12 protein-coding genes are annotated in these 14,131 nt (G+C 58.4%); 2 read left to right on the top strand and 10 right to left on the bottom strand.

Going from position 1 to position 14,131, the window contains the following annotated elements; translation table 11 throughout:
* The first annotated feature begins 7 nt into the window (after positions 1-7).
* Positions 8-973, top strand: a complete 966-nt coding sequence (locus ACM1ZW_RS11390) for a hypothetical protein (protein ID WP_017336219.1) — start codon at positions 8-10, stop codon at positions 971-973.
* Positions 974-985: 12 nt separating this feature from the next.
* Here the strand turns inward: ACM1ZW_RS11390 and ACM1ZW_RS11385 are convergent, their stop codons facing one another.
* The 5 genes from ACM1ZW_RS11385 to msbA form a co-directional block, all read right to left on the bottom strand.
* A complete protein-coding gene (locus ACM1ZW_RS11385; protein ID WP_414879982.1) occupies positions 986-1,792 on the bottom strand; it encodes a hypothetical protein in 807 nt (268 codons plus the stop codon).
* Positions 1,793-1,843: 51 nt separating this feature from the next.
* Positions 1,844-2,548, bottom strand: a complete 705-nt coding sequence (locus ACM1ZW_RS11380; RefSeq protein ID WP_031318311.1) for a hypothetical protein — start codon at positions 2,546-2,548, stop codon at positions 1,844-1,846.
* A gap of 2 nt (positions 2,549-2,550) precedes the next feature.
* Entirely contained in the window at positions 2,551-3,525 is a 975-nt protein-coding gene (locus ACM1ZW_RS11375; protein WP_416740558.1) for a glycosyltransferase family protein, read from the bottom strand.
* Positions 3,526-3,653: 128 nt separating this feature from the next.
* The gene (gene hldE / locus ACM1ZW_RS11370; RefSeq protein WP_017336215.1) at positions 3,654-5,075 is read right to left on the bottom strand and encodes a bifunctional D-glycero-beta-D-manno-heptose-7-phosphate kinase/D-glycero-beta-D-manno-heptose 1-phosphate adenylyltransferase HldE; all 1,422 of its coding nucleotides are present in this window, start codon (positions 5,073-5,075) and stop codon (positions 3,654-3,656) included.
* A gap of 176 nt (positions 5,076-5,251) precedes the next feature.
* A complete protein-coding gene (gene msbA / locus ACM1ZW_RS11365) occupies positions 5,252-7,054 on the bottom strand; it encodes a lipid A export permease/ATP-binding protein MsbA (RefSeq protein WP_416740557.1) in 1,803 nt (600 codons plus the stop codon).
* Positions 7,055-7,208: 154 nt separating this feature from the next.
* On the opposite strand from msbA, the gene ACM1ZW_RS11360 reads away from it, so the two are divergent.
* Positions 7,209-9,074 carry an O-antigen ligase family protein gene (locus ACM1ZW_RS11360; protein ID WP_416740556.1) on the top strand — a complete coding sequence of 622 codons (1,866 nt, stop codon included), beginning with the start codon at positions 7,209-7,211 and terminating at the stop codon, positions 9,072-9,074.
* Between the two features lie 28 nt (positions 9,075-9,102).
* On the opposite strand, the gene ACM1ZW_RS11355 is transcribed toward ACM1ZW_RS11360, so the two are convergent.
* From ACM1ZW_RS11355 to ACM1ZW_RS11335, 5 genes are read right to left on the bottom strand one after another with little or no spacing between them, the layout of a single operon-like run.
* On the bottom strand, positions 9,103-9,726 hold the full coding sequence (locus ACM1ZW_RS11355) for a CatB-related O-acetyltransferase (protein WP_416740555.1): 624 nt from the start codon (positions 9,724-9,726) through the stop codon (positions 9,103-9,105).
* Positions 9,727-9,729: 3 nt separating this feature from the next.
* Positions 9,730-10,611 (bottom strand): glycosyltransferase, encoded by an 882-nt coding sequence (locus ACM1ZW_RS11350; RefSeq protein WP_416740554.1) that lies wholly within the window; start codon positions 10,609-10,611, stop codon positions 9,730-9,732.
* Positions 10,608-11,762 (bottom strand): glycosyltransferase family 4 protein, encoded by a 1,155-nt coding sequence (locus tag ACM1ZW_RS11345; protein WP_416740553.1) that lies wholly within the window; start codon positions 11,760-11,762, stop codon positions 10,608-10,610. The genes ACM1ZW_RS11350 and ACM1ZW_RS11345 overlap by 4 nt, the downstream gene beginning before the upstream one ends.
* Positions 11,759-12,643 carry a DUF6625 family protein gene (locus ACM1ZW_RS11340; RefSeq protein ID WP_017336210.1) on the bottom strand — a complete coding sequence of 295 codons (885 nt, stop codon included), beginning with the start codon at positions 12,641-12,643 and terminating at the stop codon, positions 11,759-11,761. Before ACM1ZW_RS11340 ends, ACM1ZW_RS11345 begins: the two co-directional genes overlap by 4 nt.
* Positions 12,644-12,696: 53 nt before the next feature.
* Positions 12,697-14,130, bottom strand: a complete 1,434-nt coding sequence (locus tag ACM1ZW_RS11335; RefSeq protein ID WP_416740552.1) for a PIG-L family deacetylase — start codon at positions 14,128-14,130, stop codon at positions 12,697-12,699.
* Position 14,131 lies beyond the last annotated feature (1 nt).

Genomic DNA, 14,131 nt, shown 5'->3' with positions numbered 1-14,131 from the left:
AGCCGACATGCCGCGTACGCTCATTAGAAAGAATCCGAGCAACTTCAAGACCCTGCCGTTATTCGTCGAAGCGACTCCCGAAGGCTTGAACTACCAGAGCGTCGGGATGCCGCTCAATTTTTCCCAGACCCTGCAGCGTCGCCGCCCGGTGACGGTGGCTGACAACGAGCGGTTCGCGCTGGAGCTGGCCAACCTCGGGGTCTCGGTGCGCCTGACCCTGCATTGGCAGAATCGCGATTACTGGGTGCTGGTACGCCAGCGTCGGCAGGATCGTGGCGACGTGGTGCTCAAACTGATCTCCGGTTACGTACCGGCCCACGAGCTGAACCTGCCCCTGCACACGGCGATTCAGGAGATAGCCGAAGAGTGCCTGCTGGAAACTCCGGAAGGCTGGCTCGGTGGACGTTTCAACGACACCTGGCTGCCAGCGCCCTACTCGTCTGCGCTGCACTATCGCGAGGCCTTGCCCTTTCGCCTCACCCCGTTTTCCGGCTCGGCGCGGCCGGTGCGTTGCGCCAACATGCAACTGATCGAGCGTCCGCGGGCTTACGTGCACCTGCCGACAGCGTCGCTGCAATTGATCTATGACTTGCGCCTGGATGTGCCCAGGGAAGCCAAGTCCCTGAGCCTGTTTCATGTCGACGAACGACTGGAAGGCGACCAACTGGTGGCCCGCCTGGATCGTAAACGTCCGGATCTGTACTTGATGCCTCTGGAAGATGGCGTCCCGCGCCCCGAGTTGTACACGCTCAAGCGCGACAAACTTATACCCGCCAGTACCCGTGGACTGTATCTGGCGGAGAGCTTTGCCATCCAGGAAGGCTGGACAGTGCGCGAGGAGCGTATTCGCTGGAAGGACTGGGTTGCACAACAAGGGCTGGAAGCACCCAAAGCCCCGCGACGGGGACTGAAGAAACTGAGCGTCAAGGCCTTGCGCCTGGTGCGGTTGGTACAGGGAAGCTTGCGCAAATAAATCAGGTTCGATCTAACCGGCTCGTTGTTTGTCCATGAAGGTGCGTAACCGCGCAAAAAAATGGAAATAGCGATTCTCGCGCTTGCCCATGCCGCGCTTGGGAGAGAACGATTCTTCGGCAAAGGCGCCGTTGATACGAACACGCGACGCCTGGGTCTCCAGGGTGCAGATCTTCGCCCCTGCCTGTTGCAGTGCAAATTTGAGCAGCCGCTCGGAGTGCAACTTCCTTCCCGTCACTTTACTGAAATCAAACATGCGCTCGATCCTTTTGCCGTACGCGACGTAGGTGTCGCGACCACAAATGGCAAAACGATCATTCAGCCCACCCCACCACTGCCAGTCGGGAATGTAGGTATTACGTCGCCGGGCTTCTGCGTGCTTGAACACATAAGCGGGAAGCGGTGTATGAAAGAAAATGTCCGGCCGCACGTAGACGACGAAATCAGGATTGAAAGACTCCATCATGGTCGTAACGGTGTGCAGCGAATTGAGTTGATAGATCAGGTTTCTGAGTGAGGCGTAGTCATCAGCCCAGGTATCGCCCAGCGCTTTCACTTGTTCAAAGTTCCAGCGCGCCAGCACACCCTCGGTCGAGGTCAGTTGCCCGGTCATGGTTTCGAAGGGCTCGTAGTTGTCAGCCTTCAGCTCACCTTGCTCGCCCGAACGGGAGTTCTGCACTTCGTCGATCTTGTACAGGTGATAAAAGCATTTTACGTTGCTGTCGGAAGGAAGCAGCGCCAGGACGTTTTCTTGAATGGAAGGAAAGCAGATCTGCGAATTTCTCGGGATACCAAAAAAAGCCACCGCAATATTCAACACTACAGCACCCCTTGAAAAATAATCAGGCCCCTGTGGGCAACCGGCGACAAATCATCCGCGATCAAACAGCTTCTGCCACCAACGTCGACGCCGCAGAGGTATCACGATAACGTCTGAGTTTTTCAGCCAGTCACGCTCATAATCCCAGGCATGCCCGCCCCAGCGTTTACCCGCCTCGTCGGAAAAACCTAACGTCATGAGCTGATAGTCATACCCTGCCTGCCCGCGCAGCCAGTCGAACAGCACCAGCGCATTGAAACCGGTGGTGGGTCCGACATAGCGTTTACCGCCCGGGCGATCGACCGGGTAGTTCCACAATGCCGGCAACGGGATACGCTCCCAATAGAGCGCCACCTGTGGCAAGGGACACATGGCCCCGGTGCAACCGACTAGCATCGTGAAACACCGCGCGTCGGCCTGCCGGAAAAGCCGCTGCACTTCAGGCCCGTAAGGAAGACCAAAAAAATAGGCGTCCGGCGAATTGAAACCATGAACGAAGAGATTAACGCTTTGTGGGGAAAGCAGCGGCGCCAGGACACACTTGTTGAAGCTGACGACGACATCGTCGGCGCCGATGTTCAGCGCCTGGAAATCGTCCCGGGTAATCGCTGGATTGTTGGCAACCAGCAGAACCCGCGGCGCCCTGCGCAGACACTCCTTCAGTTCCTGCGGCAGCCCGCCCGGAACAGACTGATGACCACCGGGCAATGCGTCCAGCGCCATTGGCTCATCGGCTTGGGACGGAGGATTTTCCATGGTTACTCTGGAACCTGCATACCGTAACGCAGCTTTACCCACAGGCGAGTCAACAATGAAGGTGGCTGCCAAGGACGCATTTCACGCTGAATCTCGGCAGCGAGCGTGCGCCCCACCCGAGCAAAGGAATACTGGCTCTCGGCGAATGCCTGCCCGTTACTGGCGATACGAGCCGTCAGCAACGGGTCGCTCTGCAGCAGCTGGAGTTTTTCCACGGCCTCATCTTCAGAGCGATAGAAAACCGTGTTGTGCATGTCCTGGAAACCCAGCAATTGGTCTTCTTCGCCCTGACTCCAGGCCAGCAATACACAGCCACACGCCATTGCTTCAAAGTTCTTGATCATGAATTCATTCATGCCGATATCGGCACTCACGAAAATCTTGATGCGATTGAGCATTTCCAGATACTCAGCGCCCGATTTGGTGCGGCCCACCAACATGCCGGTACGCCGGGAAAGGGACTCCAGAAGCGCTCTGCGCTGCGCGTATTCAGTACTTTTCAGACTGCCCAGAAAAGCCACCGGGATGTCCCGGACACTGTTGGTGTTGTGCAGCATTTGTTCGTCATATCCCTTCGAAACGAACACTGCATCAATGTTTTCAGCTTGCATCCGACGCGCTACGACAGCGCCGGAAACCAGCGCGCGAGAGCTGGGCAGACGACTGTAAAGACGCGAGTAAACCCGAAGGTATTTACTCGCGGGCATATAGTTCTGATAAGCATCATGCTCGAGGAAGACCAGGCCCGGAATACATTTCAGGACCCGTAGTTGAGGAACCAGGCGCTTGACCCTGGAGAAGATCACGACCCGGTCGAAATTCTGGTAATTGACAGAGGCCAGGAACGGACCGAGCTTCATTTGCTGCTTTTTGCTCAGGCGATAAACGACACACTCGTCGCAGTTCTGCTGCACGATTTCATACAGTCGATCCAGAATCACGCGTTGCTCGCCCATCACCAGGAGCATGACTTTCATAGATCATTTACCACGAGACAAAGCAGGCAAACGCACGGGGTCATACCCACTAAAATCCTCGGGGAGGCTGATATCCTCACAATAAAACCCGTTTATACGCCGTATGAAACGGGAATCACTAATACTCATCAATGACTTCGAATCTTCTCGACAATCGCTGTCGTCGAGCTGTTTTCCACCAATCCCAGCACCTTCACAGTACCACCGTAGGCCGTCACGATGTCGGCACCGACCACTTGATCGATCCCGTAATCGCCCCCCTTCACCAGCACGTCCGGCTTGACCTCGCGCAGCAGGTTTTCAGGAGTGCCTTCAGGGAAGCTGATCACCCAATCCACCGCGCCCAGCCCCGCCAGCACAGCCATGCGACGGTCAACGCTGTTGATCGGACGTCCCGGCCCTTTCAGACGGCTTACCGATGCATCGTCGTTGACCGCAACGATCAAGCGATCCCCTTGGGCCCGTGCCTGTTCGAGGTAGGTCACATGACCGGCATGCAGGATGTCGAAACAACCGTTAGTGAAGACGATTTTCTCTTTGTGCGCACGCGCATCGTCTACCGCCAGCAGTAACTGCTCCAGACCCAATACACCGCGCTCGGAACCTTCCTCACGCTGGATGGCACGCCGCAGCTCCGGAGCGCTGATGGCCGCCGTACCGAGCTTGCCGACCACGATGCCCGCCGCCAGGTTGGCCAACGCCACTGCGTGGGGCAATTCTTCGCCAGCGGCGATCGCGGCCGCCAGGGTGGAAATCACCGTGTCGCCGGCACCGGTCACGTCGAACACTTCCCGCGCGCGCGCGGGCAAGTGCAACGCGGGATGATCCGGACGCAACAGGGTCATGCCGTGTTCGCCACGAGTCACCAGCAACGCGCCAAGGTCCAGGTCGTGCATCAGTTGCGCGCCCTTGCTCACCAGTTCGTGCTCATCGGCGCAACCGCCGACGATCGTTTCGAATTCGCTGAGGTTCGGGGTAATCAGGCTCGCCCCCCGGTAGATCGAGAAATCCTTGCCCTTGGGATCGGCCAGCACCGGAATGCCACGGGCACGGGCGGCCTGGATCAGCACCTGATGATTTTTCAGCGCGCCTTTGCCGTAGTCGGACAGCACCAGCACCTTGATGCCTTCAAGCAACTCGTCAACTTGCTCGCCCAGCGCCAGGGCGTCGGTGGCAAAGGGTTCTTCGAAGTCGATACGCAGCAACTGCTGGTGTCGACTCATGACCCGCAACTTGACGATGGTCGGCTGGTGCGCAATACGCTGGAACAATGCGCGCACACCAGCACCCTTGAGGCTGTTGGCCAGGCTGTCGGCAGCTTCGTCGTCGCCGGTCACTCCGACCAGCGAGGCCGGTGCGCCAAGCGCGGCAATGTTCAGGGCAACGTTAGCGGCACCGCCCGGGCGGTCCTCGATTTGCTCGACCTTGACCACCGGTACCGGCGCCTCAGGGGAAATCCGTGAGGTACCACCATGCCAATAACGGTCGAGCATGACATCGCCGACCACCAAGACAGGGGCTTGATCGAATCGCGGCATGGACAACTTCATGGAGCATCCCACATACAAAATGAACAAGGGCGGGATATTAGCACAGGGTTGGCGCAGGGCTTGCGCATGGCATGAACGAGGGTGCCAAAAGCAAAAAAATCGCAGCCTGTAAACGTTCTAAAACGACAGACTGCGACTCTTTTCAGTCGTTCACGACGAACGAACGTCGACAGGAATCAGGCGATATCTTCAGCCGGGGCATCAAGCCCCATGGCATTCAGGCGGGCGTAATAACCATTTTGCGCCAACAGTTCGGCGTGCGTGCCGCGCTCGACGATCCGGCCCTGATCCATGACCAGGATCAGGTCGGCTTTTTCGATGGTCGACAGACGGTGAGCAATCACCAGGGTCGTGCGGCCTTTCATCACTTGATCCAGGGCCGCCTGGATATGCCGTTCCGATTCGGTGTCCAGTGCCGAGGTGGCTTCGTCGAGAATCAGCAAAGGCGCGTTCTTCAACAGGGCCCGGGCAATCGCCAGACGCTGGCGCTGGCCACCGGAAAGCAATACACCGTTCTCGCCGACCTGAGTGTCCAGGCCTTCGGGCAGTTGCGCGATGAAGTCCATCGCATAAGCGTCTTTCGCCGCTTTTTCGATGTCTTCACGGGGCGCACCGGCCAGATCGCCGTACGCGATGTTGTTGGCCACGGTATCGCTGAACAACGTCACGTGCTGGGTGACCTGGGCGATGTGCTTGCGCAGGTTCAGCAGTTTGTACTGTTCCACCTCGACGCCATCGATCAGGATTTCGCCCTTGTCGTGGTGATAGAAACGCGGAATCAGGTTGGCCAGGGTCGACTTGCCGCTGCCCGACCGCCCGACCAGCGCCACCATTTGCCCGGGCTCGACCGAGAAACTGATGTCGTCGAGTACCTGACGCTCGGTGCCAGGATAGGTGAAGCTCAGATGCCGCACATCCAGGCGTCCGGTCACGGCATCGCGTTCGACGGTACCGGTATCGACTTCCGGCTCAACGTCCAGTTGTTCGAAGATGCTTTCGGCGCCCGCCACGCCTTTTTGAATGGTCGAGCTGACTTCGGACAATTGACGGATCGGCTTGGGCAGCAGGCCCGCCAGGGTGATGTAGGCCACCATGTCACCGGCGGACGCATCGCCACGCAGGAAAAGGACCAGGAACATCAGCACGGCCATGGCGCTGTAGATCACCAACTGCAGCAGCGGCGTGTAGATAGCGCCGGTGCGGGTCATGCGCAATTGCTTGTCGGTGTTGCCCTGGCTGGCATTGAAGAAACGCTTCTGTTCGTAGACTTCGCCGCCGAAGCTGCGCACCACACGATAACCCTGGATGGTTTCCGACGCCACGTGCGTCACGTCGCCCATGGCCGCCTGGATCTTCTTGCTCTGCTTGCGGAATTTCTTGCTCGCGGTACGGACCATCAACGCGATCAGCGGCAGGATCGCGACCATGACCAGAGTCAGGCGCCAGTTCATGAACAGCAGCGAGGCAAACAGGAAGATCACCGTCATGCCTTCACGGATTACGACCTTGATCGCATCTGTGGCCGCCCCTGTGACCATGGTCACGTTGAAGGTGATGCGGGAAATCAGGTGACCGGAGTTATGCTTGTCGAAATACCGGTTGGGCAGGACCAGCAGGTTATTGAACAACTGCACCCGCAGGTCGTGGACCAGCCCGAGAGAAACCTTGGCCAGGAAGTAGTTGCCCAGATAAGATCCCAACCCCTGCCAGGCGGCGATCAAAATGATCAGCAACGGCACGGCTTGCAGCAGTTGCAGGTCGCGCAGGTAGGGGACACTGGGAAAGAGCACCGCTTCGGGGTTGGACAGGCCATCGACGAAGTACTTGAGAATGTAGCCGAGCATTGGCTGCGTCGAAGCGAAAATCAGAAAACCGACGATGCTGATCAGGAACAGGCCGATGTACGGCCGGACATAACCGAGCAGACGGAAGTAGATTTTCAAGCTCGAGGGGCTTGCGGAGAGACTGGAGTCGGCCATATCACGCGAATGTCGATAAAAAGGACGCTGACTTTAGCACAGCTTCCCCAGGGTTCTGGCAATCCCATAAAGGCTGTTATTGTTAGACGGCGCAAACAGTATCATATAGCCACCATCGGAATGGCCGATCAACTTCAGGATTGAATTTCTCAACATGCGACTCAGTGGTTTCAACAGTACGTCCAATCGAGTCTTCGATTTCATTTGCCTGTGGGTGCTTCCACTGGGCTATCTTTTACTTCTGTGCTCGCTGTTCTTCCTGCCGGACCGCAGCCTGCTTCACAAGCTCTACTACGGTTTGTTCAGCATTCCAGCGCTGATAGCGCTTTGCCTGCGACCACGTGAACTCAAAGAGTTGCTGCGCGAGCCGATCTTCATTGCAATGCTGCTGTTCGCCGGATGGGCACTATTAAGCCTGTGCTGGAGCCCGGGCGATGACGGTTTTTCCGGCAAGTTCAAGCCACCGCTCCATACGCTGATGCTGTTCGCAGGTTGCTACCTGCTGGTGCGCTACCGCAGTGATATCGTCCAGCCCCTGCTGTTCAGCGCCGCGATGGTCGGACTGATTGCATCGATCTACAACCTGTACATGTTTGCCCACATCTATGAGCCGGGCCGGCGCCTGATTGGAGGCGGCGCATTCGACAATCCCTTATTGAGCTCGCACTTGTTCGGTTTCTTCTGCGCCTATTGGCTGAGCCTGAGCATGACCTGCAAGCGCCCGCAGATACTCTGGTTGAGTATCCCGGCAATGGCGATCATGTTCATTGCGGTAATCGCCACCGGCTCCCGGACACCGCTGGTTGCACTGACACTGGCGGCGCTGTGGCTGGGTTTCATCTGCTGGAATCGCCGGTCCATCGTATTGCTGGGCATCATAATCGTCGGCGGAGCGTCAGTAATTGCGCTTTTCTCGAACATGATTTTCGGACGTGGCGACTCCTACCGTTTCGAAATCTGGCAGATGGTCCTGCAAAAAATCGCCGAACACCCCTGGATCGGTCATGGCTACGACGCCAGCCTGAACGTCGATCCGGGCGTGGGCTACATGCTGGCAGAACCCCACAGTTTCGCCTTGGGCGTTCTCTACTATGTCGGCATCTTCGGCTTTATCCCATGGCTGTTCTTCCAGGCCTGGGGCCTGCTGAGCAGCTGGCGCCATCGCGTGCAACCGCTGTTCATCATCGCCTCGACCTGGCTGGTGTTCGGTATCGGCGCGGGCCTGACCGAAGGCGGCGGGATCATTTCACGCCCCAAGGAACACTGGTTCCTGTTGTGGATTCCTCTGGCACTGATCGCTGCGCTGAGTATCAATCAACGCGCGGGTCGACTGCTGGCCATGCCGATCAAGCAACTGGCGCAGGCAGCCCTGGAAAAACTGACGGCCAACGCCCAGGTGATCGAAGAAGATGGTCTGGGCCCCAAGGTCCTGCGCCTGGTCGATGGCAGCTTCCTCAAGCTATTCCGCCGTCGCCGCTGGTACACATCGGGCAGCTTCGATCCGTATTCCGAACGCTTTGCCGTCAACAGCGAGCGATTGCGCCGCATGGGCATCCCGACGCCACCGATTCTGGGTCTGTACCGCCTCAAGGACGGCAGCAGCGCCGTGCACTACACGCCTCTGCCCGGTAATACCCTGCGCCAGGTCCTGCAAGCGATCACGGCTCCGGACGTGCGACAGGCGCTGGTCGAGCGATTTGGCAAGTTCATGGCGCAACTGCACGAGCAAGGGGTGTATTTCCGGTCTCTGCATCTGGGTAATGTGCTGGTGCTGGAGGACGGCGAGTTCGGCCTGATCGATGTGGCAGACCTGCGCATCTACCCTTCGTCACTGAGCCTGTCCCTGCGTCAACGCAACCTGCGCCATATGCAGCGCTACACCTTAGACCATCGCTGGTTGTTCGAAGATCATTTCCAGGCATTGCTTCAGGGTTACGCCGTGACAGCATCGAAATCCGCGGTGGATAACCTGCACAGGCAAGTACTGGCGGCCAGGCAGCCCGAGCGGGCTCACGTATGACCGAAACCCTCGCCCGTATGGCTAGCGATCAGACGGGCGAACGCTGGCGGACATAGGCAAGGAAGCCTTCGATATCATCGCTGCAAAGCTTGTCAGCCAGACTGTGCAATTCGGCTTCCGGCCAGTTCCACCAGGCACTCTGAAGGAGCAGCAACCGCTGCTCCTCAGGGAAACGCCACCGCAGGAAACGCGCAGGATTGCCACCGACGACCGCGTAGGGCTCGACATCGCGAGTCACCAGCGCGCCCGCGGCAACGATTGCGCCATCCCCCACCGTCACACCCGAAAGGATTGTGCTGTTTGAACACAGCCATACATCGTTGCCGATGCTCACATCGCCGTGGGTGCCGCTGTACCCGCTGATATGTGCGGCCTGCGCGACCATTACCGGCAACGGGAACGTGGTGACCCAATCGGCACGATGGTGGCCGCCGAGAAAAATCTGCACGCCTTCAGCGATCGAACAATACGCACCAATGCTCAGCGTCGAGCCTTCCTTCCAGTCATGGACCTGTGGCACGCCATAGCTGCCACGGCCAAAGGCATAGTCCGGATATTGAGCCTTGAATCGCGCCATGCCACGCTCGAACTTCGGCAGTTTTCTGATCGCTCGTTTCGCGCGCTTTTCCCGAAAGCGTTGAATCCAACCCATGGCTCAATCTTTCTCCAACGGTAAGAGCAAGCGCCCCAGACCACGCCAGGTCTTCTTGTTCCACGCCTTGAACGGAATCTGCGCCAGCAGCTCACGCGCCAGTTTTCGGTCTCGATTGGCAGTCTTCAGGAACATCGAACTGAGAAACTTGTAGCGCACGTGATCGTACAGCGGGTGATCGCTGAACAAGGCATAGGTGCGCAGAATGTTGTCGATCATGAAACGGTGATTCTTGTAGGAATTGGTGGCGTGCTTGCGATAGCGCGCCATCAACACGTTCAAACCATCAATGAAGTAGCCGGCATGGGTCACCTTCAGTTCGATCAGCAAATCTTCCAGGCGAATGTTCGGATCGAACCCGCCGACCTTGTCCAGCGCTTCGCGGCGGATCATCAGGGTCGGTGCCGGCGGATAGGGCTTGCGCTCGAGGAACATGTCATCGAAGTCCAGGCGGCGGAACGGCACATCGCGGCGCTGGCGCGACTCCGGGTACGCAATGCCGTCAGCGTCCATCAGCTCGATATTGCCGGCGCAGATGCCGACCTCGGGCTTGCCATCCATGTGCGCGACTTGCGTGGCGATGCGCTCGGGCAACATGATGTCATCGGAACCGAAGGGCACGATCAGACTGCCCTTTGCGCGCGCAATCGCACCGTTGAGGGTATTGGTCAGCCCCTGATTCTGCTGAACACGGAAATCAAAACCGTGTTGCGCCTGCAAGGCGTTGATCCGCTCGACACTGTCATCGCTGGAACCATCATCGACCACCAGCAGCTCGATGTTCGAATAGGTCTGGTTGAGGACGCTGAGAATGCTCTCCTCAATATAACGACCGTGGTTATACGACGCGATGATGACCGTGACGATGGGTTGTGCGTCGCTCATGATTGTTCCTTGCGGGCCTTGCTCAAGCCGGAGTCGATCAGGTTCAGGTATTTCTGGCGGAACACCTCGATATCGTGTTGTTCCTGGAGATAACGGTAGGCTTGTTCGCCCTTGGCCTTGAGCGCGTCATCCGGTAATTCGAGGTAAGTATCCAGTGCCGCGACCAGACTCGGCACATCCTTCGGCGTAATCGCCAGACCGCCCGCGCCCTGAATCAACGGCAGCATCGCCGGTACGTTGGAGGCGATCACCGGAAGGTGACCGCTCATGCCTTCGAGCAATGCCAGCCCGAGACCTTCGGCCAGCGATGGCATGGTCCAGATGTCAAAGGCGCGAACGTACTGCAAGGCGTTTTCCTTGAAGCCCAGCAGGTGCGCACGTCCGCTCAGGCCCAGACGCTCGATCTCGGCGGCCAGGCGCGACTCTTCGCGGCCGGCACCGATGATCGCCAAATGAGTATTCGGGTATTTGTCCTTGAGTGCCGCAAACGCCTGCAACAGGTAAGTGTGCCCCTTGACCGGCACCAACCGGCCCAATGCGCCGATCAGTCGCACCGACGGATCAATCCCGAGCAGTTCACGGGCGCGTTCGCGGCTGTGTTGCAAGCCTTCGGCCTGTTCGATGTCGATCGCATTGGTAATGGCGTAGGTATTCTGGTCGGTGAAACCGCAGTCACAGTCCAGCAGGTACTGTTTGACCGCCGGCGATACACCGACAAATCGCCAGTGACGATCGATCAGACGCTGGGTCTGGCGACGTCGGTAGAATCGGTCGTACTCACCAAAGCCATGGGAGATGCCGATGCACAATGGCACTTTCAACCAGCGGTTGAGCGTCAGCATCATGTTGACCGGCTTGAAGCGGTTGCAGATCACCACATCGAATTTTTCTTTACGGCAAAACTGATACAGCCGCCACATGGCGCGCAGGCGCATGCCCTTGAGCGACTTGTCGGAAAACTCGAAATAAACGGAACGCGCGGCACGGCTCACGGCCTCGCCCGGCCCGGGCTTGCCGCGCAGAAACGCCGCGGTCACCTCATAGCGATCGCCCGGCAAAGCCTTGACGATCTGCTCTGCCAGGTCGGCAAAGTCATGGGCTTTGACATTGTAGTCAGGCTGCAACTGCAGAACCTTTGACCGTTGACTCATAACTCTCCCCGGTGAAAACCAGTCGCGTCGATGACCCAGGCGGGTTCAGCGGCGAGGCGCTTGATCTCCGCCGGATCGGGTTGAGGCAACCGTGGCCACTCGTTACGTTTCCAGCAAACGAAATGGAAATACGGAAACCGGCGATCGCCATCGCGATCATTGGTCAGATGGCCGTCGCGCCAAAACCATTGGTGCGGGAAATTATCGGTCCCGTCATGCCACTTGATGCAACCACCGGGCGTACTGAATGCCTCGGTGAATTCACTGCGTCGACGCCACGGGTTGAACTTGCCCACCAGCTTGAACAAGGGCTGGGGAAAATTCTTGCGCCAGAGAAAGATTCGACTGAATGCACCTTCGTCGATCGCATGATGTTTCTGATCGGTGAAACGCGCTTCCCAGTCCTTGATCTGCCTGAACAACTCACGCTTGCGGGGGGTGTTCCTGATCAGGCAAAGATGCCCGGCCACTCGCCGCTCGTGAGTGGAATACAGGTCGTACGAGGCGAGACGATCTGCGGTGAAGTAGCTGCGCAAGTCGCCATACACCAGGTCAATGTCGCCGAAGGCCCAGAAATCATAGCCCTCCAGGCGGTCGGCATGAATCAGTCCGAACGCAGGCCTGATGTCGCACAGTTTGTAAGCCTGGGTCGGCGCAAAATCGATACCCAGCCGCTGGGACACCAATCCACAGTAATCGCTGAACATCATGCATTCGATGGTCACGTTGGGCGGCAGATTCTCGGGAACCCCGCAGTCGGTGAAGAACAGCCAGTCGATGTCCGGATTGCGACGGCAGCTCTCCAGAAAAAACGGCATCCAGAAGGGCCAGCTGCCGAAATAAGGCATCAGAAACAAAATACGCGGGCATGGATTAATCACGGATAACTCGCTGTCAATGCTGGGAACGCCACCATGCTAGGCAGAGTTCTGCTTCAGTTCTGCTTCACAGGTGTTTCGTCATGCTTCAGAAGCCAGAACAATTCCTGGCGCCTGACCGCCTTGCGAAAAAATTCATTTTCGCCATAAGGGGGCGGCACTCTACTGGCCAAAAGCCACTGTATCAACCGCCGCAGTCGCCGCTTGAAGGGCATGCGCGGCTGCAGGTCGTGCATCATTCCCAGCGCCATGGCTTTATCACGCTGAAGTTCCGGGGGAACCGGAAGGCAATAAGGCTGCATCGGCACCGACGAATCAAAGGCCGGCGGCAGCGCGATGCCATGACCGGCATCCCCCATGGGCCAGCGATCATTGTCATGCAAATGGTTGGCATAACCGAGCAACGTGGTCGGCTGCCACTCCAGACCTCGCAGTGCTTCAAGGATCGCTTGTTGGGCGCACAGGTGATCCGGGTGCGGATCGAGCGTGGGGTGCGGCAACACGATGACTTCAGGTCGTGCCCGCAACAGCAACTCGCGCAGGTCGGCCAACAGATTGTTCCAGGTCGGCACCCCATCGACATCGCCCGGCAGTGCAAAGGGGTTCAACTGGCGAAACAAGCGGGTGTCGTCCATCTCCGCTTCCCGTGAACCCACTGGCCGGGACGGTGCTGCCTGCATCGCCGCCAGCTGCAGGCAGAAATAGCCCAACTGCACACAATGGGCTTCGGGCACTCCGGCCCAGCGTGGCACGGCGATGCTGTCCCAGGCCCGCAGCCGCCCCTTGAGGCGCGCTGCTTCGACCTTGTTCAGGCCGATCTGCTGATAGTGTTCCGCTTCGATTTCGCCGGCGGTGAGGGTGACGATCCAGGCTTCGTCGGCCTGACTGTACAAACCATAAGCCGCCAGCTCGGCGTCATCGGCGTGTGGCGCAATGACCATTACCCGCTGACGGCGGTAATCCGGTTGTTCGAACGCCCAGAGCACGGGCTCGCCCAGCACTCGGCAAAAACGTCCACGCAGACGCAACTCGCCTCGCGACAGCACTTGCGCCTGACCACTGAGGTTGAGGTAGCGCAGCCCGTTGGCGCCACGCTCGAAGGTTTGTCGATCGGGATTATCGCCACCCGACAATTCGACTGCCGGGTCGATAAAGCGTCCAAGCCAGGTGCTCTTGATCCGCAGGGCCAATACCAGCGTAGCGTCGTCCACCAGCATGACGCCGTCATCCAGGCGCAAACGCTCGCCGTCCAGGTGAATCTTGGGTTGCGGGGTGTAAGGCGGGAAGCTGTACGCGTAATCGTCCTTGGGCGAATAGAACAAATGATCGGCAAACCAGGCTTCATGAGCAATCCAGCCCAGCACCGCCAGCACCAGCGGCAGCCACCAGGCCACCAGCACGCCGATGACGATCAACAGCATCAAGGCGATCAGCAGGCCGATGCGTTTGTTGCGCCGGTGCCGCTTGAGCAATTGCTGTTTTCGACTCATG

The organism is Pseudomonas sp. NFX71 (genome assembly GCF_048079215.1).
Taxonomy (GTDB): Bacteria; Pseudomonadota; Gammaproteobacteria; order Pseudomonadales; family Pseudomonadaceae; genus Aquipseudomonas; species Aquipseudomonas fluorescens_B.
The sequence above is the reverse complement of the archived record's forward strand: the minus strand, read 5'-3'. Positions and strand labels throughout refer to the sequence as shown.